This window comes from Dyadobacter sp. CY312 (assembly GCF_021390535.1).
Taxonomy (GTDB): Bacteria; Bacteroidota; Bacteroidia; order Cytophagales; family Spirosomataceae; genus Dyadobacter.
Genome location: NZ_JAJUXG010000020.1, coordinates 72,906 through 98,480 on the forward strand (window position 1 = coordinate 72,906; position 25,575 = coordinate 98,480).

Consider the following 25,575-nt stretch of genomic DNA (forward strand, 5'->3'; position numbering starts at 1 on the left):
TTATTTGGACTTGTTATAAATAAAAACAAATCTACAAATCTTTTATTCATATACGCAAGGCATTAGCATTTTAATAACTCAGGGAAGTAGGAGCAAAATCAGAGTTGTAATTGACATGTCCTGGGATCATCTGCTTCTGAGATAACCAGCGTTCAATCCTTTTAAGAATAAAAACACAAAATGAACCAGCCAAAAACAGGATTAATGCTGACGAAAAAATACGGAATTTTGAATGCGTAAGAATGGAATTTATATCTGCATTACGAATTTTTTAGACGCTCCCCACACCATTAAATAAGTCGAACAACCGCGCTTTATACCTAAATTTGTCATTCATAGTATTCCTCAAACTCAAATTTAATGCGTCAGACAGTTCCTGGTGAAATCAGTAAGTATGGTGAAGGTTTCGTTAAAGGCCTTGCCATTGATGCTGTAATTTTTGGTTTCAACAACGACCAATTGAAGATCTTGATCATCGAGCATGGAGACACGAATCTCTTTGCATTACCAGGTGGCTATATTTATGAAAAAGAAGACCTGAACGATGCTGCCAAAAGAATACTGGCTTCCAAAACAGGCCTTTCGGACATCTTTCTGGAACAATTCCATGTCTTTGGCGACTACAATCGAAACAATATTGACACCATTAAAATCATCATGCAAGGCCAGGGTATTGCACCCGACCCCGAGCATTGGATTTTGGGGCGTTTTTTTTCTGTTGGATACTATGCGCTTGTGGATTTCACCAAAGCCATTCCAACTACTGACGCCCTTTCTGACAGCTGTACCTGGTATGACATCCATGATTTACCACCCTTAATACTGGACCATAAATCAATTGTTGATAAGGCTCTGAGCGTGCTGCGTGAAAATCTTGACAAAAAAATTGGCTTCAATTTATTGCCTGAAACGTTCACCATGGCAACCTTGAAAAATCTATACGAAACCATTCTGGGTGAGCCGCTGCTACGTTCTAATTTTCAACGTAAAATTCTCAGTCTGGATATTCTGGAACGTGCCGAGGATTCTGTCAAATATGCGCACAAAGCTCCTTTCATGTACCGATTTAAGAACACCTGACTTTGCTACAATGAATTGCGGACATTTACTGTGAACGGAGCTGGTACGTGCTCTGTTTTATTGTTTAACGCAGCATAAGCAGTTCTTTTTCCTATAAATCCAAAATCGGTTGAAATCGTAGTGAGGCCATTCAAAATCAATTTTTTGATCGACGTTTCATTGTACGAGATCAGGCCTACATCCACTCCTATTCTCATTTTCACATCCATTATTTTTTCGATTAGCGTAACCAGATCATCTTCCATGAGATTAATGTAAACCGTACCCGGAACAACTACCTCATTTTCTATATTCCCAATGAGCTCACAACCAAAGTTATAATCGTTGCAAAAAGCGCTGAATCCTTCAATAATATCCTTTGGATGATACGTCGTGACCGGGAAAACGAGTTTTAGGGTGTGATACTGACTGAGCCGGTCAAGTAATTGCAAAAGAGCCTCATAGATATCTTTCTCAAAGTTTTCATAAACAGCTGCAAAACTTCCTGTGACATCATCCATAAGCTTATCTACCAAAATCAGCTTGTCTTTTGGTATAAGATTCACCACTTCATGGGCCTTATCGGCATGTTCCATAAAATGAGGAACAATGATAAATTTAGAATAGTCGCTATCTATTTTTTCAGTTATTATTCTTTTAAACAGGTTGAAATCATTGTTGTAAACGTAAAAGTCAATCGTTGCACATTCTCCTAAATGCATCACCAGACTGTCATATATGATCTTTTTGTGACTGCTCAGTTTATTGAACAACAAAAGAACTTTCAACGGTCTTTTGAAATCGGTGTTTGTGATGTATACGCCCTTGCCCGGAATCGATGCTGCAATTCCCATCTTTTTAAGTTCATAGTACACGCGCTCAATCGTATTTCTTGAAACTTCCAGATCATAGCTTAAGCAATTGATCGACGGCAGCATGTCGCCTTTCGAAATTTCGCCCCTTTCAATACCTGCAATAAATCCGTTCATCACCTGAACATATTTGGGGGTTACACTGAAAACGTCAACCGAGAGAATGGACAGGTAATTTTTCATGGAAAAATATAAATGAAATTAGAAACTAAATCAGGACAGTTAGGGACGGTTGATAAAAACCAATAATCTACATTTGTATCACTTTGATACAAAGGAAATAAATTTTATGAATCATTAAAGAAAAAACCATGTCACTTAACCCAAAAAAGCTTCTATGAAAACAAATGTCTACAGTATTTCCATCCGGTTTCTGTCGCAAGCCCTGGTCATAGTCCTTTTCAGCTGCGTACAGCTTTTAGCGCAAACCAATATATCGGGTACGGTTACGGATGATAAGAAGATACCAATGCCGGGTGCAACGGTAACGGTGAAAGGTACAACCACGGGTGTAACAACAGATGTAAACGGGAAATACGCGATATCCTCTGATGCCAATGCAATACTTTCATTTTCATTTATTGGCTACAAAGTACAAGAGGTTGCAGTTGCTGGCAGGTCAGTGATCAATGTTGAGCTGGATGCTCAGTCCCAAAATCTCGATGACGTTGTTATTGTAGCATACGGATCGCAAAGCAAACACAATGTAACAGGTGCCGTACAGACAGTAAATCAGAAGGAGTTAAAAGACATACCGGCTTCTCAGCTCACTCAAAAATTACAGGGGAAACTTGCCGGCGTTCAGATAAACCAGACCACCGGGATACCCGGACAAGGTATGTCTGTCAGAATACGCGGACAGGCTTCCATATCGGCGGGTTCTGAGCCGCTTTATGTTGTGGATGGCTTTCCAATTACAGGAAATATTGCCAACATCAATCCGGATGAAATTGAAACAATCTCTGTCTTAAAGGACGCTTCTTCTACTTCTCTTTATGGATCCAGGGCGGCAAATGGTGTTGTTATTGTAACCACCAAAAGAGCAAAGGCGGGAACTTCGACGATCAGTGTGAGTGCTTACACCGGTATTCAGCAAATTCCTCAAAAAGGAAGACCTGATATGATGAATGCAACCGAATTTGCACAATTTAAAAAAGAAGTTGCGATCGAAAATGGGCAAACAGTTCCGGATATATTTCAAAATCCGGAGCAGTACGGAGAAGGGACAAACTGGTACGATGCAGTAACGCGCTCAGCTTCCATTCAGAACTATTCTGTTTCTTTCAATAGCAGTAAAGACAAGTTTAGTACTTCTGTGGTTGCAGGTTATTTCAAGCAAAATGGTGTACTTCTGAATTCGGATTACAGCAGGTACTCGCTTCGTATCAACACCGATTACAAGTTTAATGACAAAGTGAAGGTAGGTTTCAATGCTGCTCCGACATTCTCTTCGAATCACACTCCTCAAAGTGACGGTATCTGGTACAATTCTCCAAGTATTGTTCAGTCGTCTCTATTGACTTCGCCTCTGGCGCCATACAAAAATGCTGACGGATCAATTCCGCTAAATACCAATGGTTATGGAACTGCGGACGGACCAAACTGGTATAATCAGGTGCAGGTAGTTAAAAATAAGGCCAGAAACAGTGGGCTTCTTGCCAACGGATTCATTGAAATAGAACCAATAAACGGACTTACCTACAAATCGAGTATTAATATTGATTTGGGAAATTCAGTATCTGATTACTTCTATCCGTCCACGGCAGGAAACGTATTCAATGCACCCAATGAATCAGATGTTTCCCGAATTAATGCGTCACATGGAAATTCGCTGGGTTACTCATGGCTTTGGGAAAATACCCTTTCTTACCAGAAAAGCATAGGTGAACATCAGTTTGATATTCTCGGTGGATATACCTCTCAAACCGCACACTCAGAAACAGGATCTTTCTCGGCAACCGGATTTCCGGACAATAAGGTGCAAACCTTCAATGCAGCAAAAACCATCACAGGCGGTACGGACATTCAGGATTGGACGCTGTTGTCTTATGTTGGTCGTGTCAACTACAATTTTAAGCAGAAGTACATTTTATCTGCAGCAATCAGAAGAGACGGATCCTCGAAATTCGGGGTTGACAAAAGATGGGGAAATTTCCCTTCGGTATCGGCGGGCTGGATCATCTCAGACGAGGCATTTATGTCAAACATCAAGGCGGTTTCTTTCCTGAAATTGAGAGCTAGTTATGGTGTAATAGGCAACAACAACGTGGGTAATTACACACAATACGCAAGTGTGGTTGCTACCAACAACCCTGTCGGAAACCAGTATGTGAGCGGTAAAAGTATCGCCGGCCTGAACAATACTGCACTAGGCTGGGAAAACACCAAAGAGCTGGATTTGGGTGTGGATATTAACTTTCTTAATAACCGGATCAATTTCGGATACGACTATTATCACAAAACAACAGATGCATTGTTGTATACAGTCGACATTCCAATCTCTTCCGGTTTTTTCAACTTTGCTACCAACATCGGCAAGCTCGCATTCTGGGGGCATGAATTTACGCTGAGCTCGCAAAATCTGAGAGGGAATTTAACCTGGAACACAGATTTCAACATTTCATTTAATAAAAATAAAGCATTGGCTTTGGGTACTGCAAATGCGGCCATTTTCGGAGACAATACCATCACCGAAGTTGGCAAACCTCTTGGGCAATTGTATGCATTGGAATGGCTTGGTGTTTACAAAGACCAGGCAGATTTCGACAGCTCACCCAGGTATGCAGGGGCGGAAGTTGGAACTGTAAAATTCAAAGATGTGAATGGTGACGGGATTGTAACAAACGATGACCGCGACAAAACCGTAGTCGGCAATAGTGCGCCGAAAGCCATATTCGGTATCACCAACTCCTTCACTTACAAGAACTTTGATCTTTCCATTGTCGGTGCAGGTGCTTTCGGAAATAAAATCATAAACGTAAGCGAAAGATTCACCACCAACCTGGACGGTACATTTAACGTCCTGAAAGGTGTATCACAAAGATGGCGATCCGAAGAAGATCCGGGTGCTGGAATTTATGGAAAATCAAAAGCGAATACCACCGGCTACGAACGCGACTGGTCCAGCTCCAAATTCATTTACAACGCCAATTATTTCACCATCAAGAATATCACGCTGGGTTACCAGGTTGGGCTGAAAGAAAACAAATACATCCACGGACTACGCGTGTACACCAGCATTCAACATGCATTTGTTTTCACCAAATATCCAGGCGGCAATCCGGAAGTTTCAGCCGCGGGCGGACTGTTCTCAGGAAGTGATTACACCACCTACCCTGTTCCGCGCACATTTACGCTTGGTATTAACTTTAATCTTTAACATCGGGATCATGAAATTCAAACTTTTTATACTCGGCGCTCTTCTTTCGTCCTGCTCAGACGATTTCCTTACCAAGGTGCCTGAAACAGTGGTATCCGCAGCAGATTTTTACAAAACGGAGTCCGATTTCCAACAAGCCATTGTAGGGCTTTATAACCCACTCAGAACTTTGTACGGCACCGGACTGGCAGACGCAGGTGCGTGGTCGATGGGAGAAATGCGATCTGACAACACCACTTTCAGTTTCAACGCCGGCAATAGAGGTTACGCCGACAGAGAATACGTTGACCTTTTCACCGATGATGCCAATAGTGGCGCTACTTCAAACAAATACAACAACAATTACATCATCATTGGAAGAGCCAATCAGGTGTTACGGACCATCGACGCGGCAGCATTTGATGAAACCCAGAAGAACAACTTCAAGGGGCAGGCACTTTTCCTGAGGGCATTCTGCTACTTTGATCTGGTTCAGTATTATGGTGATGTTCCGTTGGCGCTCATCCCGCCCACAAGTTTTGAGCAAACTTCCCTGCCTCGGTCACCAAAAGCGGATGTATACAAGCAGATCATCGCTGATGCAACATTGGCCGCATCTCTGTTACCCGATCCATCCAAACAAATAAAGGGTTACGTGGCTAACGGAGCTGCATATGCGCTATTGGGCAATGTACATCTGGTGCTAAAACAGTGGACAGAGGCAGAAAATGCTCTAACAAAAGTGCAGGGATATTCTTTAATGTCTGACTATGCAGCTGTGTTTGATCCTAACAACAAAAACAATGTGGAGTCGATATTTGAGGTACAATATCTGGATGAGCCAACGGCGGGTTCGGCAAGTAATTTTGCCTACAATTTCCTGCCCATTCTGGCAGATCCGGGCGTAATCCCGGGTTTCCCTTCGGGTAACACCAACTCATACGCCGGATGGAATACGCCCACACCCGATCTGATAAATATCTATGACCAATCTGATAAAAGAAAAGCAGCCTCCATTGGATTTTACAACGGAGAAGGTTACACCAACAGGCCGTATATCAAGAAATTTACCCACGGAGCTAAAATTGCCCCGAATACCAATGACAACTGGCCGGTATATCGTTATGCGGAAGTGCTGCTGATGCTCGCCGAAGCCCAAAATGAACAGGGTAAAGCAACGGCGCTGGCAAATCTCAATGCGGTTCACGCGCATAGCCGAACAGGGCTGGCTCCGATCGCAAGCACGGGACAGGCGGAGCTCCGTGAGCTGATCCTGAAAGAACGCCAGATTGAACTTGCATTTGAAAACAAAAGGTGGCTCGACCTGGTAAGATCCGGTAAAGCCGTTGCGATAATGAATGCTCAGGGAGCAAAGATCAGAGCAAACCCGGAAGCATATTATTATCCCAAAGGCATATCACCGGTGTCAGGTTCTTACACCGTTACCGAATCCAAATTGTTGTTTCCCATTCCTCAAAGGGAATTGAGGCTGAATCCTGATATAGAACAAAACCCGGGATACTAATTCCCAAGGTCACTGAATTGGAATGACCAATTCAGTGGCTTTTTTAATTTAATAGGCAAACCAATTTAACAAAGCATTTCACTTCCTGATTATTAGAAATGAAAACCAATTATTTAAAAAATTCCATTGCCATCTTTTTCACAATACTCGCATCGTTTTATTCTACAAAGGCGATCTGCCAGGATGTGTACGGATCCTCGCGTAAACAGTGGCTCTCCATTGCCGAAGAATTAAAACCCAACCTTACAAAAACTGTCGAAACGCCACAACGTATAGTAAGTCTTGTAGAAGACAAATCTTCCTTTCAGGGATGGAAAACAGTTTCGGGAGAACCATTAACCGATCTTTACGAAAAATCTTTCAAAGAAAAGAAAACCGTCATTCTGGACTTCGGAAAACATCTGACAGGTTATTTTTCTTTTAAAGTAACTCCATTAAGAGGTACTCCGGATGCACCATTAAAGTTTAAATTGATCTTCGGGGAAGTGCCATCAGAAATAGCAACCCCATTTGATCCATACAAAGGTGACCTTAGCCGTGCATGGCTTCAGGATGAAATCATTACAGTAATGGATGTTCCATCGACGGTGAATATTTCACGCAGAATGGCGTTTCGCTATGTGAAAATAGAGCTGTTGGGAAGCTCGCAATATTATGATTTCAAAATAGAACAGGCGCAGTGTACCGCTGTTACCTCGGCCAATTCTACACCCACAGCCCTGAATAGCAGCACGGATGTGATGATAAAAAAAATCGACAGCATTGGGTTAAATACCTTGAAAGAATGCATGCAGACCGTTTATGAAGATGGGCCGAAAAGAGATCGCAGGCTTTGGATTGGAGATCTTTACCTGGAATCGCTGGCTAACAGTTATTCTTTCAAAAATCACGATCTGACAAAAAGATGCCTGTATTTACTGGCAGGTCTGAGTGATCAGAACGGCTATTTGGTGGGTACTGTTTTTGAAACTCCCGAACCTCATCCGCAAAGCGGCCAGCATTTGCTCGACTATTCCTTTCTTTACAATGTTACTTTGAAGGAGTACCTAACCGCAACAAATGATTATGAAACAGCAAAAAGTTTGTGGCCGGTTGCCAAAAAGCAAATTGAGATTGCGCAGAGTTACGTACTGCCAAACGGAATGATGGATTTTGAAAAAGCGAAGAAAGACTGGTGGTTATTTTTTGACTGGAACGAAGCACTTGACAGGCAAACAGCATTACAAGGCCTCACCATTTACACGCTGAAACAGACTTATGAATTGGCCAAACTTCTAAAAAAAGAAGATGAGCTGAAAGAGATTCCGGATTTAATCAAAAAAATGAGCAGCGCATCAAAAGCCAATCTATATGATAAAAAATCTGGCCTGTTTACAAGTGGCGATAAAAAGCAAATATCGTATGCGTCACAGATATGGATGGTTTTAGCTAACGTCACTACACCCGCAGAAGCGCAACTGGCTCTGAAAAATATTACGAATCACAAGGATGCCGTAATTCCCGGTGCGCCTTACTTGTACCACTTTTTTATCTCAGCATTGATAGAAAGTGGTTTGAAGGCAGAGGCAAGGCAGGCACTCACAACTTACTGGGGAGGCATGGTGGCAAAGGGAGCGGATACATTTTGGGAAGTCTACAATCCGAATGATGAATACTTATCGCCTTATCACTTTTTCCCAATCAATAGCTACTGTCACGCATGGAGCTGTACTCCGGTATATTTTATTCGCAAGTATCCGGAAATCTTCCAGTGATTTTAAGTTTGTAACACGGTTCAATAATCGCAAACAAGCTACAACCAGCACCAGGTAAGAACCAAATGTAATAGGAAACTAGCCGTCGGTCGGATAGTTTCCTATTACTCCCCAACTACACCTGCGAATACGATGTAGGAACGAGAAACGCACTGCTGATTTTAGAAATCGTGTTGGCGTACTGGGAATCCCCTACCAGTTTTTTCCATTCCGGATCAGCCAGGAAAGCAACCCAACCTTTGTCACGCTCTTCCATATTTGGGCAAGTGATCATGTAAGTGAGGCGGGGTTGTCTATCGCCCGAAATCACTTCTCCACCGAAAACCGGATTCAACTTTGCTCTGCTGAAAATAGGAAACTCACCATCATTGAACATCTTGACTTTTCGTCTTACCGCGTCTTCGCTGTAACCCTCGTAAGTCCTCAATTCGAACATGCGAGATCCCGACGGAACAACAATTGCCGGAAAGCCGTCGAAAGCAGCTATCAAACAAGAATTAAAACGGCTGTACAGTGGTTTGGATGCAGGTACGCTGTTGTATGCCGCACTATTTTTTATGTAATCAGCATCGGATTTTACTTTCGCATTGATGGAGAAATAACTATCAAGAGAAGAATATGGCGTTAGCAGGTAAAACTTTGCGGGTTCGGATGGTCTCCACTCTTTGAAGACACCAACTGTTTTTACACCATGTTTATTCAAAGCCGGAATGAGTGCCGTCTTAAAGTAAGTTTCAAGTTGCCCACTGTCAGAACCGAACTGCATTTCATACTCCCGCCATTCGTACACTTCCTTTTGTACCAAATGTTTGCTGTCGGCGATGAGTGGCGTAATGGTTGCCGCTGTGCTTGCGGTAACGGCAATCGAAGATTGAAGAAATTTCCTGCGTTTCATCTTGATTTTTGTTTATGTGTAAGCGTCTCGACATAAATGTAACTTCAAGCGCGGGATTTAACAAACCACCAGAATGTGGAATGAATTTCTATTTTAGGTCAATCTCAATTGAACGACGCTCTGAATTCCAAAGGCGATTGTGATGTTTTGATTTTAAAGAGTTTACTGAATGATTATGGATGCTCAAAGCCCAGCTCATAGGCAATTTCGCTGTTGGAAAAGTTGGTAGTGGATTGGATAATTCGGGTGACTTGACCGCTCGATTCCGTGGCAGATTGACCACCAACCCATTCTTTTATTTCATGAGTTACACAACTACCAGTCAGTCATTTATACCGGTCAATTCAATACGGAATGACATGATCTTAATTCCCGAATTGAGGTGATTGACCACTCCGTATTCTCCACATTACCTATTCAACGAACCAAACTCACTGGCATAAATTCGGGCTAATAAAAGAAAATAGCTAATCATGAGGGGACCAAAAATAAAGCCCCAGAAACCAAACAACTTTAGTCCCACAATTAACCCAAGTACTGCGATAACCGGGTGCACGTTGCCAATTTTCTGAAGCAAAGTTACCCGCGCCAGATAATCAACATTGCCTGTAACGACAACACTGTAAATAGAAAGCCCGATGGCATTTCCACTTTCTCCGGACGCATACAAATAGATAATCAAAGGTATCCAGATAAAGGAAGTACCAACAACCGGAAAAAATGCAAAAATGGCCGTGATAAACCCCCACAGCAAATAATCCTTAATACCGAAAATCCAATAGCCAACGATGGCAAACACCCCTTGGATTATGGAAATTAATGGAATACCCAAAGCATTTGCCCGGATCATGTTTTTGGTCTCAACGGCCAAGACAGCAATATTTTCCTCTTTTAAAGGGATTATGCCCGAAATTTTCCTTTCCATTTCAGTTCCATGTGTAAGCATAAAGAAGAAAAGAAAGAGGATCATGAGCAGATTGCCGGCAACCGAAGCAGAACTGTTGAGAAAAGATGGAATGAAATTTGTGATGAGCCTTTGGATTTCGCTCAGGCTCTGGTCGGTCAGAATGTCAAAACCGGTCCATTGCTGGATTTGAGCCGAAGCCGATCTGAAAACCACTATTACCTGATCTGAATTATTAAGAAGTACACTGACCTTGGAGGAAATCAGATGAATTGCAAAGGATGCTGGCAAACCAATACCAATAAGAAACGCAAGTAAGAATAACAGCGCTGTTCCGGTTTTATTCCAATTCTTGCGGATGGTTAAGGAAAAGTACCACTCCCGGCTTAAAATGTATAAGGTAAGTGCCCCTAAAAAGCCCGGAAGGAAACCATTCAGTTCAAAGAGAAGCAATAGAGCCAGACCTGTGAGGATTATCAGCAATCCAATTTGTCTGATCTGGTTATTAAAGGTTGGCATTGAATGAATGTTGGGTGTTCAAAGCAGTAACGGCCTTTGATCAAAGAACGTCACTTTAAACCGGACGCCAAATTAAAATAATGAAATACAAGTATTTATATTTTCTTTCGATCATTTTTGTATACCACAAGCGTGTTATATTTAAAGCCTGTGCATCTGCTTCATTATTCCCATTGAAACCAAAACCTTCGAAATTTCACAATAAGAATATGTCAGAAACACCAGGTCAAAATTTGTCTCAGAAACCAGACAAACTTGATATAACAGATATTAAAACCGGATTACTAAGTCAGGAAGCGAGCCTGAGAATTCAGCAATTTGGCCTGAATGAACTGGAACAGGTAAAACCTGAAAGTGTCTGGTCCATACTGTTGAGGCAGGTAAATAGTATCATCGTCTGGATCCTTGCGGCAGCGGCCATCGTTTCCTTCTTTCTCGGCGACAACCTTGAAGGCTTTGCAGTGATTGCGGTTATCGTAATCAATGCCGTCACAGGGTTCGTGCTCGAATACAACGCCAGGCAATCCATGGAGGCGCTGAGAAAGCTGGACACGACACCAGCCAGAGTATTACGTGACGGAAAAATAAAAGAGATTCCATCCGATCAGGTAACCATAGGCGATATATTAATTTTGGAAGCCGGCGACCTGATACCCGCAGATGCTCTTATTTTAGAAGTCAATCAGTTAACTGTGGATGAATCCGCACTAACGGGCGAATCTGTACCTTCTCAAAAAAGCACAACTGCCTCCGACGAAGATGCACCGTTGGGTGACAGGCACGACAGGCTTTTCAAAGGAACAGCGATAACCAATGGAAATGCCAAAGCGATGGTGACCGGAATAGGACAGACAACGGAGCTGGGCAAAATCGCCACGCTGGTCAGCGACGCCAAACGCACCGCCACACCTTTGGAAACCAAACTTGACGCCCTGGGAAAAGTGCTGATCTGGGTTACACTTGGGATGGCTACGCTATTTTTGATCGTTGGCTTTACAAGAGGTCAGGAGATCAAACAACTTATAGAAACGGCTGTTGCATTGGCCATTGCAGCCATTCCGGAAGGCATGTCGGTAGTGGCGACCGTGGCACTGGCCTATGGTATGCTCCGTCTGGCTGAAAAGAAAGTGATTGTAAAACGGCTATCTGCCGTCGAAACACTGGGTGGTACCAACGTCATTTTTACAGACAAAACCGGAACACTTACTGAAAATAAAATTGAAGTGCAGGCATTGCGGGTAGCTGGAAATGATTTTACGGTTCGTTTGAATGCAAACACAGAAGGTGTTCAAACACTTGAAGTTGTAAAAGGTGATCAACAGCTTTTTCATTCACCAGAAGTTGAAATGCTCTCTCTTGTAGGCGCATTGGTTAATAATGCACAGCTGGACTCAAAGAAATCAGACCGGAAAGAACTGGGTGATCCGGTCGAAGTCGCCCTGCTTTCCTATGCGCGGGCAGCTGGCATCGATCTGCACAAATTACATCGCGACCATAAGCGGCAAGCCGAACAGCCATTCAGTTCCGACACCAGGATGATGGCAACCATGGATCAGGTAGGAACGGAGTATTTTATTGGTGTAAAAGGTGCGGTGGAAGAAGTTTTGGCTCTTTGCAGCTGGAAGAACCCGGAAGAGCGGGACAAGGAACTTGAAATATCGGAGCTCATGGCGGCAGACGGGCTGCGAACCCTTGCTTTCGCCTACCGACAGACCAGTCAAAAACCCGGAGATGATTTTACTCATGATGAAAAACTGACCTATGCAGGTTTGATCGGATTTCTGGATCCGCCGCGTAAAGAAGTGGTAAAGTCCTTAATTGCGTGTCAGCAAGCCGGAATAAAAGTTATTATGGTTACCGGAGACCACCCCGCTACCTCGCTGAAAATTGCCAAGCAGGTCAATCTTGTTGAAGCAGACGAACAGCTGGTCCTCACCGGAAAAAACCTCGAATCTTTTGACTTTAACTCAGCGCCGGATCAGAAAAAAATGATGGAATGCCGCGTATTCGCCCGGGTAAATCCTGCTCAGAAGCTGGATATGATTGATTTCTATCAAAAGCATGGAGACATTGTGGGCATGACCGGCGACGGAGTGAATGACGCCCCTGCTCTGAAAAAATCTGATATTGGTATCGCTATGGGCCTGCGCGGAACTGCTGTTGCCGCCGAAGCTGCTGATATGGTTTTGAAGGATGATTCATTCGCATCTATTGTTCACGCTATTGAACAGGGAAGAGTGATTTTTGAAAACATCAGAAAGTTTATCGTCTTTCTACTGTCCTGCAATATGAGTGAAATTTTCGTAGTCACCTTTGCAGGTTTTCTGAATGTGGGCAGTCCGCTCCTACCCCTGCAGATCCTCTTCATCAATATCATCACCGACGTCTTTCCGGCACTTGCCCTGGGTGTGGGAAAAGACAATAAAAAACTGATGAAATCCCCACCGAGAGACCCCAAGCAGCCCATTCTGAAAAAATCAGATTGGTCAGGAATTGTATTTTACGCCCTGGTGATGACTGCTTCTGTCCTGGGTGTTTACTGGTATGCAATCGACGAATTACGCATGAGCCCACAGGAAGGAAACACCATCACATTTTATGCGCTTTCCCTCGCCCAATTACTGCATGTATTCAATATGTACTCAGGAAAGCGGCGTCTTTTCAAAAACGAAATCACCGGAAACAAGTTTATCTGGATGGCTTTGGTTCTATGTATATTGATCATGTTCGCTATCAATTACATTCCCTTCTTAAGGCAAATACTGTCGCTTGAAATGCTGGACCTGAGGTCTCTGGAATTGATATTAGCCGCCGGATTCGCTCCCGTTCTGGTGATACAGACAGTTCGTTTATTTTTTCCGATCAAATAACAGAACCTTCCCCAATCAGTGATTGATGCAACTTGTAGCAGCACATCTGTAACAAATGCCGCTGGAAATAGTCCCACCTTTATGATAACGGATTAATAGGATCATCATTACTTAAAATAATGACCCGCAATCCATAATCACAGATCTCTCATGATGGACAGGCAAGAAAATGATACCGAAATGGAGAAATCAAAAGCGCATATCATTGTTGAAATCATAGAATATGTCCCAAACGCCGTGTTAAGCAGGACTATCATCCGGAAGACGACCGGCAACATAACCGTCTCTTCTTTTGATACAGGCGAAGAGCTTCCAGAGAAGTCATCTGCCTTTGATACCTACATCCAGATCATCGACGGATCTGCTGAAATTGTGATTGACGATATAAAACACAAACTCGAATTGGGGCAGGGAATTATCATTCCGGCTCATACAAGAAATTCGTTTTGTGCCAAAGAGCAATTTAAAATGATCTCGACAGTGATTAAAAGCGGGTACGAATAATTGTTGCTTGCTGACCCACTAATCCGAACAACATGATACCAAAAAAAATGAAGGCGGCGGTTGTCCGTGCCTTTGGACAACCGCTTCAAATCGAAGAAATGCCGGTGAAGGAACCCGGCAAAAATCAAATCCTGGTCAAAGTCATCGCCAGCGGTGTATGCCATACCGACTTACATGCTACCGATGGCGACTGGCCCGTAAAACCCAAAATGCCTCTAATTCCCGGCCACGAGGGAATCGGCTATGTGGTAGCGCTTGGCCCGGATGTAACTGGTGTAAAGGAAGGAGATATCGTTGGAGTGCCCTGGTTATACAGTGCCTGTGGTGGTTGCGAATTTTGCATCACAGGATGGGAAACTTTGTGTGAAACCCAGCAAAATGGCGGATACAGCGTCGACGGCAGCTTTGCAGAATATGTGATTGCCGATGCCAGGTATGTCGCGCATTTGCCCGACCATACCAATATGATCGAAATGGCCCCTATATTATGTGCAGGAGTCACTGTATACAAAGGGCTTAAAGAAACGGAGACCAAAGCGGGTGAATGGGTTGCCATTTCCGGAATAGGTGGCCTTGGACATCTGGCTGTCCAATATGCAAAAGCAATGGGCATGCACGTGGCCGCAATCGACATCAGTAAAGACAAGCTCGACCTGGCCAAAAGCCTGGGTGCGGACCTTGTCGTGAATGCCCTTGAAGAAGACCCGGGTGAATTTTTGAAAAAACAAACCGGCGGAATGCATGGTGTACTGGTCACGGCTGTCTCGCCCATTGCCTTTAAGCAGGGAATTTCAGCTTTGCGTAGAAAGGGCACCATTGCATTGAATGGCTTGCCGCCCGGAAGTTTTGATCTGCCCATTTTTGAAACTGTGCTGAATCGGTATACCGTGAGAGGATCCATTGTCGGAACCCGGAAAGATCTTGCCGAATCGATCCAGTTTGCACTGGAAGGCAAAGTGAAAGCAACCGTACACACCGACAAACTGGAAAATATCAATTCTGTTTTCGATCAAATGAGAGCCGGAAAGATTGAAGGACGGGTGGTGATGGAAATTGGAACGGACTAAATCACTTCTTCATGATCGTAATACAATAAACCCTCAAAGGAAGCGTATTCCAAACATGGTGCTATGACGCACCCACCATTTATCCGCAAGAGCAGCCATGAAAAAAATACTCGTTACCACCGACTTTTCCGAAGACTCAAAAGCAGGCCTGCGGTTTGCAATACAATTGGCTTCACAAAATAATTTTGCACTCACTTTCTTTCATTCCTACAACGTCATGGCCCCGACAGCCTGGCCGGCAGAGAGGATTATGGATTATGAAAAATCAGAAGCCGCCAAGATTCAGCAGAAGCTTGACCAGTTTGTCGAAGAAATATATCACGAGTTTGGAATCAAACCTGAACACATCCAGTGTATGATCAAAAGCTCTGTATTTGCACAGAGCAATATCATGGATTACGCTGCCGAGCATCATTATGATTTCATCTGTATCAGCACTCGCGGTGCTGGCCGGTTGCAACAGCTTCTGGGTACCAACACCGCCAACCTGATCAACAATTCAGATGTGCCGGTGATAGCAGTGCCGTATTTGTACAAATCGGAAAAGATCACCAGTATACTGTATGCGTCCGATCTGGCCAATCTGGATAAAGAATTGGAAATTGTAGCCGACTTTGCCAAACCTATCCAAGCAGAAGTGCAACTGCTACATTTCAGTACTTTTCTAAATACCCATATCGATCCCAAAAAAATAGAGCAGGCAACGAAAAAATCCGACAGTCTGAAGATCAAGCTAGACGTCAAACTTTTTGAACCTGCTGAAAGTCTGGTTTCTCACATTGAAGCCGCCATCACAAGGACCAAACCCTCCATGCTCATCATGTTTACAGAGCATCATAGAAACCTGTTTGAAAAAATATTCTTAGCCAGTAAGTCGGCTGAGTATTCATACCATCCTACGGTTCCCTTGCTGGTTTTTAATAAGATGTAGCATTGAAATAACGGACACTTAAAGGCATAATGGAGTAATTCGGCCCTGGCTACCTGATTTCTGCCGGCTTTTTTGCATAACTTCAAAGGTCCGTTCGGCACCTTTCATAAATCTGGTCCTTTCCGCGAGAAAGTTCTGACTATTTCCAATACAAACGTACATAACAGTGCCTGAATAGTTTGACCTGAAATATTCTCATTCCTATGTCCTCCCCCGCCCATCTTCACCAAGGCCTAACCACCAGCCAGGTCCTCCAATCCCGTCATACCCACGGCGAGAACAAAGTAGAAGACAAAAGCAAAAACAGCCTTTTAATGGCAGCTTTGGGCCTGGTCAGAGAACCGATGCTGATTCTGCTGATCGTGGCGGCGGCTATTTACTTTATAACCGGTTCTGTAGGCGAAGGATTGTTTATGCTTGGCGCAATTTTGGTTATTTCAGCCATTTCTATTTACCAGGATACCAAAAGCCGGAATGCGCTTGCTGAGCTGAAATCACTGACACAACCGAAATGCAAGGTCGTCCGGAATGGCGATGAAGTGGAGATATTGAGGGAGGAACTGGTGATAGGTGATTACCTGATATTGGAAGAAGGCAACAAAATTCCGGCAGACGCTTCGATTCTGGAAGCTCATGATTTCTCCGTAAATGAATCTATTCTGACGGGGGAATCGCTCGCAGTTACCAAAAATGAATCCGGAGTCGAGATTTTCCAGGGAACCCTCGTAACCAGCGGAAGGGCACTTGCAGAAATCACATCGATTGGTGACAAAACAAAACTGGGGCTGATCGGGATAAGCCTGGAATCCATTGAGCAGGAACCTACCCCACTCCAGATTCAGATCACCAACTTTGTCAAGAAAATGGCAATCATCGGCGGGATTGTTTTCCTGATCGTCTGGGGTATCAATTTTATACGCACAGGTCAGTTTTTAGAAAGTCTGTTGAAAGCACTGACACTTGCGATGAGTATTTTGCCTGAGGAAATCCCGGTGGCATTTACTACGTTTATGGCTTTGGGTGCGTGGCGATTGATGAAAATGGGGATCATTGTCAAGCGAACCCAGACCATCGAAACATTGGGCAGCGCCACCGTAATTTGCACCGACAAAACCGGAACGATTACTGAAAATAAAATGGAGCTGGCCGGGTTGTACGTACTGGCAACAAATTCTCTACAATCACCTGAGAGCACATTAAACGAAGATGGTCAACAACTGCTGGAAATGGCGATGTGGTCGAGTGAGCCCAAGCCTTTCGATCCTATGGAAACGGCTCTGCACGAAGCATACGGAAAACTTTCAACGACCGACAACCGACACGATTTCAGGCTGGTTCATGAATATCCGCTGGAAGGGAAACCGCCCATGATGACGCACGTGTTTGCAAATGACAATGGTGAACGCGTAATTGCAGCCAAAGGAGCTCCGGAAGCAATTATGGCACTTTCAGGATTATCAGAAGCTCAGAAAACCCAGATACTCCAAGCAATTAATGAACTTGCCGCAAAAGGATATCGGGTTTTGGGCGTAGGTGAAAGCGATTTTTCAGGTGATTCATTTCCCGAAAAACAACAGGAGCTGTCGTTTCATTTCCTCGGTTTGGTTGCGTTTTACGATCCGCCGAAAGCAAACATCCGCTCTGTTTTTGAATCTTTTTACGTGGCCGGCATTCAGGTGAAGATCATTACAGGAGATAATGCGGCAACGACACAAAACATTGCCAGACAAATAGGCTTTAAAGGAGCCGAAAACATTTTGCTGGGCGAAGAGCTGGTGGCGATGGACGAGGCGACATTACGACAAAAAGTAATGCAGACCGGCATTTTCGCAAGAATGTTTCCGGAAGCTAAGTTAAAGGTCGTCAATGCACTTAAAGCTCAGGGACAGATTGTGGCCATGACCGGCGACGGGGTTAACGACGGTCCGGCACTGAAAGCCGCACATATCGGAATCGCGATGGGTAAAAAAGGGACAGAAATCGCCAAACAGGCTTCCTCGCTGATTTTGGTAGATGACGATCTGGCCAGAATGGTTGATGCTGTGGCGATGGGCCGCAAAATTTACATCAGTCTGAAAAACGCGATTCGCTATATTATTTCCATCCACATCCCAATCATCCTTACTGTGTTCATTCCTTTGGCCCTGGGTTGGATATATCCCAATATTTTCACACCAGTCCATATCATATTCTTCGAGCTGATCATGGGCCCTACGTGTTCGATCATCTATGAAAACGAGCCGATGGAAAAGGATCTGCTTTTGCAAAAACCAAGGCCGTTCACATCCACATTTTTTAGTTTGAAAGAATTGTCTGTCAGTATTTTGCAAGGTATCGTCATCACCATCGGAATGCTTTTGCTTTATCGGTACGCAGTGATGCAACGATACGACGAGGCGCTTACCAGATCCATGGTTTTCATTGGATTACTGTCTTCCAACGTTTTCCTTACATTGGTGAACAGGTCGTTCACATATTCGATGCTAGCCACATTGAAGTACAAAAACAACCTGGTTCCAATGATCATTGGTGTCACCATTCTGCTTTCCGCTCTCATCTTTACCATTCCACCGGTCAGAGGTTTTTTTAGTCTTGAACCTGTGAATTTGATGCAATTACTGATTAGCATTGGTGTAGGATTTGTGTTTACGGTTTGGTACGAGGCGGTAAAATATGGCAAAAAGAAAGTTTCCAGGCAGAATCCGAAGAACAAGTCAACTCATAAGTGATTGGCCAGAAGCTAGAAATGCGCAAGTTTCACTTTTTGAACTTTCCCCTCTCTTCCCCAAATAAACAAATCACCTTGTTTTCTCTGCAGCAAATACAAAGAAACCGCCATAAACAGCGTTGCCGGAAAGGCAGCGTAAGAACCTATTGGCGATATGGCAATACAAAATACAATTCCGCCCCAACAACCAAATCGGAACAAGTTACCTTTCAGAATCATGGACAGGGCTATCAAACCCTGTGCGGCAGCGATTGATAAAACCATTGGTGTCGCAATCGCTTCAAATGCGCCTAAAATAAATCTTTTGTAAACGGGTATGGAGCTGTCTGCATAGTCCTGATATACCCAGGGTGCGTCCAACGCCGTGGATGAATTGATCCAGCACGCCCATCCGAAAAGCAGAAGGAAAAACAACCTTGCAAGCTGGGGCTTTTTGACGCTCGCAAATATTGACAACAGCGCCAGTACATTGGAAGCCACGTAAACACCGACCAAAAAATACGGATTTATTAGAAAATGATCCATGATCAAAGGATTTTGCAGGAAGTAAATGGGAATGTGTAATTTTTGGTCGGGTTTAAAACCTCAGTCGGCGATGGAATGCTCATACTCCACAACAATATCATTGTCGACAATCTCAACACCAGGCGCCTTCCAGGCTTGCCGCCCGGCTTCATCCTTTTCATACCACGAACCCACCGTACCGGTCAGGATCACTTTGTTGTGTGCCACGTGTACATGAATATCCTTTTCCTTGATAGACCAGTTCCGGGCCAATGCACTTTCAATGGCAATTTTCTCGATCCGGTCCAGTGATTCAGATTTAATTGTGATCTTGTTGGACACCCCTCTGATACCCGCAAGCTGACCGATAAACTTTGCCGTATCTTCCTTTTGGTAATTCCACTGAACTTCGCCCTCGAGTGTGATCCATCCGTTTTCAACTTTAACCCTGATTTTGTCCTCCGGAATTTCCCAATGCCATTTACAGGCATTCAGCACTTCATTGGCAAGATCATGATCATCCCGATGATTCAGGGCGCTGAAAGTTTTAACTTCAATCTGCTCCACTACCACTTTTACACCAGCCACCTTTTTAGCCGCATTTTCCGCTTCCATCTTTTTTGCGTAGCTATCCACTGTACCCGACAGCGTCACAATGCCGTCTTTCGCAGTAACCCCTATTTCGGCATCTCTCAGCAAAGGCTCCCATCTGAGTGCTTCCTGAACATCTTTCTGCAACTCTTCATTGGTTGTCATAATCCCGATATTTTGTTGGCAACAAAATCATTGCCAGGGTAAAGGTCAAAAAACCAGCCCCCATTAAGTTACATTGTCCGAGCTAAGAGTTGCATCAATCACTGTTTTTCAAAGGTCTTTTATAATACAATTGTACTTCACCCCGTCGAGCCTGAAAGTACCGTAACACAAATCCCTGTCCGGATACGAATAAATCGTTTCTGCATCGCGCATCAGGTTAAATCCGTTTATTTCCTGATAGTCTTTCAGTGGTGTTGCCCAGGGCAGCTGTGTTCCGGTATCAGCGGCATAGCGGTCCAGAGAAATGAAATTGACCAGAGCGCCCGCTTCGTTGAAATGCAGCCAGGCCGAAACGGTGAGGTGGTTGTTTGTAAAAGAAGCCCTTACATTGCCATCCAGAACTTCGAGCCATGTGATGCGTTTATCAATGAGCGTTGCCGGTGCCAGACAGCACATATCATTGAAAAAAGTTACCGTCTCGGACAGATCCATTTCGGGGCCGTCCTGATACTGCACCTTGAACAACGAAAACAGACGGATGTCCATTGATGCACGACCATCCAGAAAACAGTGGTAACCCGCGACAGGTAGATTTTTCATCCAAGCTTTCATAAAAAATAACCTCGTTGGCGTGTGCATAAAATTGTATTGCTCCGAGGTAAACGGCATCCACGCCGACTGCTCGTCCTTCCTGAGTTTCCCGGTAAATTCCACTCTAAAGTTGTTCACCTTTGCCTTGCCCATGCACCCGGCAAAACGAATGTATTTTTTCACCGGGTCAGGAAGTTGGCTGATGTCAGTTTCGGTAAGTAGGGAATCACCGAAATACGCCTTTTGCTGCAATCCTGTTTTTACATCCCTGTCGAATTTTCGTTTAAAGAAACAGGCAGCCGCGGCTGTGAGGGCTGCGACCAGAATAACCACATTGGGTATAGTAGCAAATTTCGCCTCCTGCCAAAACACGATAACAAGAACTTGCGAAAATGCCACTGCGACAATACCGCAGAGCCACCATCGTCTATTCCGGAAGGCCAGCAAAAAGGCCGTAAAGGCAAAAAGCAAACCCGCAATCAACCAGAGATTATTAAATGGCTTGGGAAAAGTCTGCCGGAACTGCATCACATCCACAAGCTCAAACTCACTAAGGAATCCGGTCAAATGAAGCATTCCATGGATCAGTATCAGTACAGGAAAATAATATCTCTTGATCATAAGGATTTGATAACGTGTTGAGTTTGCTTTTTGAAATAATCATGGCGGTTTGTAAAGGTTCGTAATCTCGTGTAGGTTATCTGATATCGTTAAACCTAACATCCCCAGCGCGAAGCTGTCATCCACCGGCAATTTCTTGTCCCTATGAGCAGACCCATAAAACGGAAACGCTAACATTTGACTCTTTTGAACGTGGGTAGATGTTATGGATGTCTACCGAGACGCTTGGGTTGACCTGCTTTCTACGCTAATTGCCACTATATTTTTGTTTTATAGACTCACCTGTTGACCTATAAAATTGCTCCTTGCCCAGACGGGACACCAATTCCAGCGGGGTAAATCCAGCTATTTTTTCTCATCATTTAATAATTGTTTCGACTCTTTCAAATCTTCGTCTCAGGATACTTTTTGTACCGATTTCTGACAGGTGGCAACAAGGCGACGAATAAGATCCCAACTGCATAAAACATATAAAATGTGTGCAGCCAATGCACAGCATGCAGGAAAACCATTTCAAGCTGGATCCAGATAATCAGCGTAAAGGCCTGATAAATGGAGAAGCTCCATGCCCATTGCATGTCTTTGAAAACATTCAAGGATTCAGCAAATGGACTTTCGATTTCTCTGCGAAGTGAATAAATCAGCACGAATGGAAACACACCAAGTACAAGAAATAGCACAATACCGGGTATCAAAAATGTATGAAACGGCGATCCCACCAGCATCGATAAGGGCATTCCGATCAGCGATCCGGTTGGAGAAACGATCAGCACGCCACCGCCGAATAGTGCTCCCACACCAAGAAATGCCAACAGGCCCACGAGTATATTTTCTGCTGTTTTCAACTTCATCATTTCTTGGTTTTTGGTTTATACTGCTCCCGATTCCCTGCGCCCCACCAACACAAAGCTGAATATTTTTAATGCACCAATTGTTACGGATCTCTTTCTCAATCTTACATCTTTCACGCTTTGGAAGCGGTAATGATCAGTGAATCATGCAACAATTTGATCATTTCCTATAAAGTTTCGTGCGTATTTTCCTTCACCTTTGATTCAGGATTTACAAATCAAGCTGATCAAATGAATAATCCCTTTAATCCCCTATTCGATGTACCACTTGCCCCCGATTTCAAAGCTATCCTGGCACATGAAATTCGCAATCCCCTGGCCACCATCGACCTGTCCCTGGAACTGATTCTGGAAGAGTGCAATGACGACGGCTTAAAGGTTTATATCGACATCATCCAGCTCGGCCAGGATTAATTTACTGGTGAGTGAAATGATCAAAAATCAGACTGTTGATAAAACTGCAAACCAATCCGTTCATCACCTGCTCAACGAGGTCGTCGGAATGGCCATGGACCGGATCATACTGAAAAACATTATCCTCTGAAAGAATACGATCCGGCCGACTGCACCGTAACTTTGAATCATCAAAAAATGAAAATTGCCCTTACCAACATTATAGTAAATGCCATTGAGGCTATGCGCACACAGGACGGGCAATTGGCACGCAGTACCCTGTTGATCGCCGGGAAGTATGTGATTCAAATAGCGAATAATGGATGTGGCATCAGTGCAAAAAAGGGACTAATTTAGCATTCTCACGACCCAAGTAAATCATGTTGAGGCATTCCGGTACGCATCGTACACCAAACCATAATCTCAAACTGGCAACCCTGCTCGGTTTTACGGCCGGACTTGTGAATGCTGAGGGCCTTTTAGGTTTTTCGCTACTAACTACCAACATCACAGGTCACGCTGCACTGCTTGCCGAGGGCATTGCGGAACAAAACTGGCAAAATGCACAAGTCCTTGTCTTATGGATGATATTATTTCTTGCCGGTGCTTTTACGTCCGGATTATGTTTGTCTCTTTTTGGGGCACATCAACGCTACTCCTATTCCATTCCGATCGTAATCGAAATCGCAATACTCGTCACTTCTGCAATCTATGGATCAAAAACTTATGTATCAACACTTTACAAAATAGCCCTTCCCGGCAGTTTACTTTTCGCCATGGGTTTGCAGAATGCACTGGTTACCCTGGTTTCCGGATCCGTTGTGAGAACGACGCACCTTACAGGTATTTTCACGGATATGGGCATTGAATTAGCTCAACTGTTGAGGACAAACCTGAAAGACCGTGTAATTCTTCTGTTAAAAATAAAACTTAAACTTTTTATCATATGCTCCTTTCTGTTCGGGGCAATTGCCGGTGCTTACCTTTTTAAGTGCATCAGCTTCAGGTCATTTTATATTCCTGTTCTCATTTTGACATTTGTGCTCCTGTACGATGTATTCCGGGTCAATGTAAAACGGTACTATCAGACGACTTCAAAAGCCTTTAGAAGGAATTAGGCAAATAGCAGACACCATTACACAGACAAAAAAGGAGAAATAGGATAGTCCTATCTTCTCCCTGCATTTAAAAACTGACTCTTGGTTTACCTCTTAACAATCGGAATCACCCAGAACACACTCGCCTGAATAACGCTGTTTTTGAAGTCGGGGCTGATGTCCCTTCCCAAAAAGCTTCCAACTTTCGATAACCCGGCCATGTATCGTAGTCCCACCCCAAAGCCGGCGTCGGACTGGTATCCAAGGCCGGCGCCAGCGGACAGATCGAGTTGTTTTGCAAAATCATTGATGGTTTGATCGGGTATGTTTTCAGACAATCTCAAACCAGCCTGCGGGCCGCCCTCAATGTAAAAACCATTCGCTATCCTGAATTTTACCATTACGGGTATGTTCAGATAGTTAATTTTGTAATTCGTCTTCGTTCCTGCATTTTCCACTTTGGCTCCCTGAGTAGAAAACAGCACTTCGGGTTGAATCGAGAAGATTTCACCGAAACCGAAATTAAGCAGGCCACCAATGTGATACCCTATTTTTGCATCAGAATTGATGTCTCCGCCGGAATAGTTGCTGACGTTTACGCCTGCCTTGGGCCCGAAACTAAAAGACTGCGCAAAAGAGAAGGTGCTTACAGAAAGCAGCAATGCAGAAAATAATAACTTTTTCATCTTGTAACGTTAATGTTAAATTTTATTCAAACCCCACACTTGTAAGGGCCGCGAAGATCCTGCCAACTAAATTTTCACCTGCTTGCCCAAGCGTAACATCTCTTGGGGCACCTGTCCGGAAACGACATTATTATATTTAATATCAGACAATTGGCACGGTTGTAGTGGCAGATATATTCTATTGCAAACGTTGCCGGAATAAAATTGGCAAGTGTTACACCTGAATTTTCATTAGTTGCATTAATCACAGATTTGTAAATGCGTGAAGGGTGAAATGTCCTGACTAAAATGTGAGAGGTTGAAGACTCACAACACACTTTTTGCTTTGCACATCTCACAACAAACCTTTGTCAGGTTTATGGAAAGGCGAAGCATTCGACATCATCAAGTTATCCTCCTAATCGATATGATACTGTACATTAAATACATGGTCAGCCTGCGTTGCAAAATGCTGGTGAAAGACGAATTGACCAAGTTAGGACTACACTATGTTCTGGTGGATCTGGGGTCTGTTGAGATATTAGAAAACATTACACAGCAGCAGCATGATGAATTAAAAAGGAACCTGCTCCGATCGGGTCTTGAATTACTTGATGACAAAAAAAGCATTCTGATCGCGAAAATAAAGGCTGTAATCGTAGAGATGATTCATTATGCCGAAGATTTGCCTGCAACCAATTACTCCGATTATATCAGTGAAAAACTAGGCTACGATTATACGTATCTTTCAAACACGTTTTCCGAGGTGAAAGGAATTAACATCCAGCAGTTTATCATACTTCACAAGATTGAAAAGGTAAAGGAACTACTGTTGTACGAAGAGCTTAATCTGACTGAAATAGCATACAGACTACATTACAGCAGTGTGTCCCACTTGTCGAACCAGTTTAAAAAGATTACCGGTTTGACTCCCTCCTACTTCAAAAAGCTAAAAATGAAGAGAAATCAAAATTTGGAAAATATGTAAAATATGTAACTTTTTCTGATTTTTATGTAACATTTTAATATGAAAATCATTACATCTTTGCAAAACAGGCACCTAAGATTTGATGCATTCACATTTAAGAAATCAACCAAAAATCGAAAAAAG

The 25,575-nt window shown here is 43.6% G+C and carries 21 protein-coding genes and 1 pseudogene; 13 read left to right on the forward strand and 9 right to left on the reverse strand.

What is annotated here, in order from left to right; translation table 11 throughout:
• The first annotated feature begins 360 nt into the window (after positions 1–360).
• Entirely contained in the window at positions 361–1,080 is a 720-nt protein-coding gene (locus LZG71_RS25500; RefSeq protein ID WP_233825284.1) for an NrtR DNA-binding winged helix domain-containing protein, read from the forward strand.
• 5 nt (positions 1,081–1,085) lie between these two features.
• Here LZG71_RS25500 and LZG71_RS25505 read toward each other — a convergent pair whose 3' ends face one another.
• Positions 1,086–2,114, reverse strand: coding sequence for a GntR family transcriptional regulator (locus LZG71_RS25505; RefSeq protein ID WP_233825287.1), 1,029 nt, complete (start codon positions 2,112–2,114; stop codon positions 1,086–1,088).
• Positions 2,115–2,268: 154 nt separating this feature from the next.
• Between LZG71_RS25505 and LZG71_RS25510 the strand changes: the two genes are divergently transcribed.
• The 3 genes from LZG71_RS25510 (at position 2,269) to LZG71_RS25520 (ending at position 8,568) form a co-directional block, all read left to right on the forward strand.
• Positions 2,269–5,310 (forward strand): TonB-dependent receptor, encoded by a 3,042-nt coding sequence (locus LZG71_RS25510; protein WP_233825289.1) that lies wholly within the window; start codon positions 2,269–2,271, stop codon positions 5,308–5,310.
• 10 nt (positions 5,311–5,320) lie between these two features.
• Entirely contained in the window at positions 5,321–6,814 is a 1,494-nt protein-coding gene (locus tag LZG71_RS25515) for a RagB/SusD family nutrient uptake outer membrane protein (protein WP_233825291.1), read from the forward strand.
• A gap of 98 nt (positions 6,815–6,912) precedes the next feature.
• Entirely contained in the window at positions 6,913–8,568 is a 1,656-nt protein-coding gene (locus tag LZG71_RS25520; RefSeq protein ID WP_233825293.1) for a hypothetical protein, read from the forward strand.
• A gap of 115 nt (positions 8,569–8,683) precedes the next feature.
• On the opposite strand, the gene LZG71_RS25525 is transcribed toward LZG71_RS25520, so the two are convergent.
• The 3 genes and pseudogenes from LZG71_RS25525 to LZG71_RS25535 form a co-directional block, all read right to left on the reverse strand.
• Positions 8,684–9,463, reverse strand: a complete 780-nt coding sequence (locus LZG71_RS25525) for an NIPSNAP family protein (protein ID WP_233825295.1) — start codon at positions 9,461–9,463, stop codon at positions 8,684–8,686.
• A 104-nt stretch (positions 9,464–9,567) separates the two neighbouring features.
• Positions 9,568–9,696, reverse strand: a pseudogene (locus tag LZG71_RS25530) (helix-turn-helix domain-containing protein); the annotation flags it as partial.
• 176 nt (positions 9,697–9,872) lie between these two features.
• The gene (locus LZG71_RS25535; RefSeq protein ID WP_233825297.1) at positions 9,873–10,886 is read right to left on the reverse strand and encodes an AI-2E family transporter; all 1,014 of its coding nucleotides are present in this window, start codon (positions 10,884–10,886) and stop codon (positions 9,873–9,875) included.
• Positions 10,887–11,095: 209 nt separating this feature from the next.
• Between LZG71_RS25535 and LZG71_RS25540 the strand changes: the two genes are divergently transcribed.
• From LZG71_RS25540 to LZG71_RS25560, 5 genes are all read left to right on the forward strand, one after another.
• A complete protein-coding gene (locus tag LZG71_RS25540) occupies positions 11,096–13,756 on the forward strand; it encodes a cation-transporting P-type ATPase (RefSeq protein WP_233825299.1) in 2,661 nt (886 codons plus the stop codon).
• Between the two features lie 150 nt (positions 13,757–13,906).
• On the forward strand, positions 13,907–14,260 hold the full coding sequence (locus LZG71_RS25545) for a cupin domain-containing protein (RefSeq protein ID WP_233825301.1): 354 nt from the start codon (positions 13,907–13,909) through the stop codon (positions 14,258–14,260).
• A 32-nt stretch (positions 14,261–14,292) separates the two neighbouring features.
• Positions 14,293–15,327 (forward strand): alcohol dehydrogenase AdhP, encoded by a 1,035-nt coding sequence (adhP, locus tag LZG71_RS25550; protein ID WP_233825303.1) that lies wholly within the window; start codon positions 14,293–14,295, stop codon positions 15,325–15,327.
• A gap of 97 nt (positions 15,328–15,424) precedes the next feature.
• Positions 15,425–16,258: a universal stress protein gene (locus tag LZG71_RS25555; RefSeq protein ID WP_233825305.1), complete on the forward strand. Its 834-nt coding sequence runs from the start codon at positions 15,425–15,427 to the stop codon at positions 16,256–16,258.
• Between the two features lie 203 nt (positions 16,259–16,461).
• Entirely contained in the window at positions 16,462–18,987 is a 2,526-nt protein-coding gene (locus tag LZG71_RS25560; RefSeq protein ID WP_233825307.1) for a cation-translocating P-type ATPase, read from the forward strand.
• An 11-nt stretch (positions 18,988–18,998) separates the two neighbouring features.
• Here LZG71_RS25560 and LZG71_RS25565 read toward each other — a convergent pair whose 3' ends face one another.
• The 4 genes from LZG71_RS25565 to LZG71_RS25580 form a co-directional block, all read right to left on the reverse strand.
• Positions 18,999–19,511 (reverse strand): hypothetical protein, encoded by a 513-nt coding sequence (locus LZG71_RS25565; protein WP_233825309.1) that lies wholly within the window; start codon positions 19,509–19,511, stop codon positions 18,999–19,001.
• 60 nt (positions 19,512–19,571) lie between these two features.
• Positions 19,572–20,246: a BON domain-containing protein gene (locus LZG71_RS25570; protein WP_233825311.1), complete on the reverse strand. Its 675-nt coding sequence runs from the start codon at positions 20,244–20,246 to the stop codon at positions 19,572–19,574.
• A gap of 108 nt (positions 20,247–20,354) precedes the next feature.
• Positions 20,355–21,458, reverse strand: coding sequence for a DUF6544 family protein (locus tag LZG71_RS25575; RefSeq protein ID WP_233825313.1), 1,104 nt, complete (start codon positions 21,456–21,458; stop codon positions 20,355–20,357).
• Positions 21,459–21,841: 383 nt separating this feature from the next.
• The gene (locus LZG71_RS25580; RefSeq protein WP_233825315.1) at positions 21,842–22,312 is read right to left on the reverse strand and encodes a hypothetical protein; all 471 of its coding nucleotides are present in this window, start codon (positions 22,310–22,312) and stop codon (positions 21,842–21,844) included.
• Positions 22,313–22,540: 228 nt separating this feature from the next.
• On the opposite strand from LZG71_RS25580, the gene LZG71_RS25585 reads away from it, so the two are divergent.
• The 3 genes from LZG71_RS25585 (at position 22,541) to LZG71_RS25595 (ending at position 23,820) form a co-directional block, all read left to right on the forward strand.
• Positions 22,541–22,723 (forward strand): histidine kinase dimerization/phospho-acceptor domain-containing protein, encoded by a 183-nt coding sequence (locus LZG71_RS25585; protein ID WP_233825317.1) that lies wholly within the window; start codon positions 22,541–22,543, stop codon positions 22,721–22,723.
• 177 nt (positions 22,724–22,900) lie between these two features.
• Positions 22,901–23,059, forward strand: a complete 159-nt coding sequence (locus LZG71_RS25590; protein WP_233825319.1) for a hypothetical protein — start codon at positions 22,901–22,903, stop codon at positions 23,057–23,059.
• A 23-nt stretch (positions 23,060–23,082) separates the two neighbouring features.
• Positions 23,083–23,820, forward strand: a complete 738-nt coding sequence (locus LZG71_RS25595) for a YoaK family protein (RefSeq protein WP_233825321.1) — start codon at positions 23,083–23,085, stop codon at positions 23,818–23,820.
• Positions 23,821–23,906: 86 nt separating this feature from the next.
• Here LZG71_RS25595 and LZG71_RS25600 read toward each other — a convergent pair whose 3' ends face one another.
• The gene (locus LZG71_RS25600) at positions 23,907–24,485 is read right to left on the reverse strand and encodes a porin family protein (RefSeq protein ID WP_233825323.1); all 579 of its coding nucleotides are present in this window, start codon (positions 24,483–24,485) and stop codon (positions 23,907–23,909) included.
• A gap of 406 nt (positions 24,486–24,891) precedes the next feature.
• Between LZG71_RS25600 and LZG71_RS25605 the strand changes: the two genes are divergently transcribed.
• A complete protein-coding gene (locus LZG71_RS25605) occupies positions 24,892–25,452 on the forward strand; it encodes an AraC family transcriptional regulator (protein WP_233825325.1) in 561 nt (186 codons plus the stop codon).
• Positions 25,453–25,575 lie beyond the last annotated feature (123 nt).

Coding starts and splice junctions, on each gene's coding strand:
- LZG71_RS25500 (WP_233825284.1), top strand. CDS start 361: ATGCGTCAGACAGTTCCTGGTGAAATCAGTAAGTATGGTGAAGGTTTC.
- LZG71_RS25505 (WP_233825287.1), bottom strand. CDS start 2,114: ATGAAAAATTACCTGTCCATTCTCTCGGTTGACGTTTTCAGTGTAACC.
- LZG71_RS25510 (WP_233825289.1), top strand. CDS start 2,269: ATGAAAACAAATGTCTACAGTATTTCCATCCGGTTTCTGTCGCAAGCC.
- LZG71_RS25515 (WP_233825291.1), top strand. CDS start 5,321: ATGAAATTCAAACTTTTTATACTCGGCGCTCTTCTTTCGTCCTGCTCA.
- LZG71_RS25520 (WP_233825293.1), top strand. CDS start 6,913: ATGAAAACCAATTATTTAAAAAATTCCATTGCCATCTTTTTCACAATA.
- LZG71_RS25525 (WP_233825295.1), bottom strand. CDS start 9,463: ATGAAACGCAGGAAATTTCTTCAATCTTCGATTGCCGTTACCGCAAGC.
- LZG71_RS25535 (WP_233825297.1), bottom strand. CDS start 10,886: ATGCCAACCTTTAATAACCAGATCAGACAAATTGGATTGCTGATAATC.
- LZG71_RS25540 (WP_233825299.1), top strand. CDS start 11,096: ATGTCAGAAACACCAGGTCAAAATTTGTCTCAGAAACCAGACAAACTT.
- LZG71_RS25545 (WP_233825301.1), top strand. CDS start 13,907: ATGATGGACAGGCAAGAAAATGATACCGAAATGGAGAAATCAAAAGCG.
- adhP (WP_233825303.1), top strand. CDS start 14,293: ATGATACCAAAAAAAATGAAGGCGGCGGTTGTCCGTGCCTTTGGACAA.
- LZG71_RS25555 (WP_233825305.1), top strand. CDS start 15,425: ATGAAAAAAATACTCGTTACCACCGACTTTTCCGAAGACTCAAAAGCA.
- LZG71_RS25560 (WP_233825307.1), top strand. CDS start 16,462: ATGTCCTCCCCCGCCCATCTTCACCAAGGCCTAACCACCAGCCAGGTC.
- LZG71_RS25565 (WP_233825309.1), bottom strand. CDS start 19,511: ATGGATCATTTTCTAATAAATCCGTATTTTTTGGTCGGTGTTTACGTG.
- LZG71_RS25570 (WP_233825311.1), bottom strand. CDS start 20,246: ATGACAACCAATGAAGAGTTGCAGAAAGATGTTCAGGAAGCACTCAGA.
- LZG71_RS25575 (WP_233825313.1), bottom strand. CDS start 21,458: ATGATCAAGAGATATTATTTTCCTGTACTGATACTGATCCATGGAATG.
- LZG71_RS25580 (WP_233825315.1), bottom strand. CDS start 22,312: ATGATGAAGTTGAAAACAGCAGAAAATATACTCGTGGGCCTGTTGGCA.
- LZG71_RS25585 (WP_233825317.1), top strand. CDS start 22,541: ATGAATAATCCCTTTAATCCCCTATTCGATGTACCACTTGCCCCCGAT.
- LZG71_RS25590 (WP_233825319.1), top strand. CDS start 22,901: ATGAAAATTGCCCTTACCAACATTATAGTAAATGCCATTGAGGCTATG.
- LZG71_RS25595 (WP_233825321.1), top strand. CDS start 23,083: ATGTTGAGGCATTCCGGTACGCATCGTACACCAAACCATAATCTCAAA.
- LZG71_RS25600 (WP_233825323.1), bottom strand. CDS start 24,485: ATGAAAAAGTTATTATTTTCTGCATTGCTGCTTTCTGTAAGCACCTTC.
- LZG71_RS25605 (WP_233825325.1), top strand. CDS start 24,892: ATGATACTGTACATTAAATACATGGTCAGCCTGCGTTGCAAAATGCTG.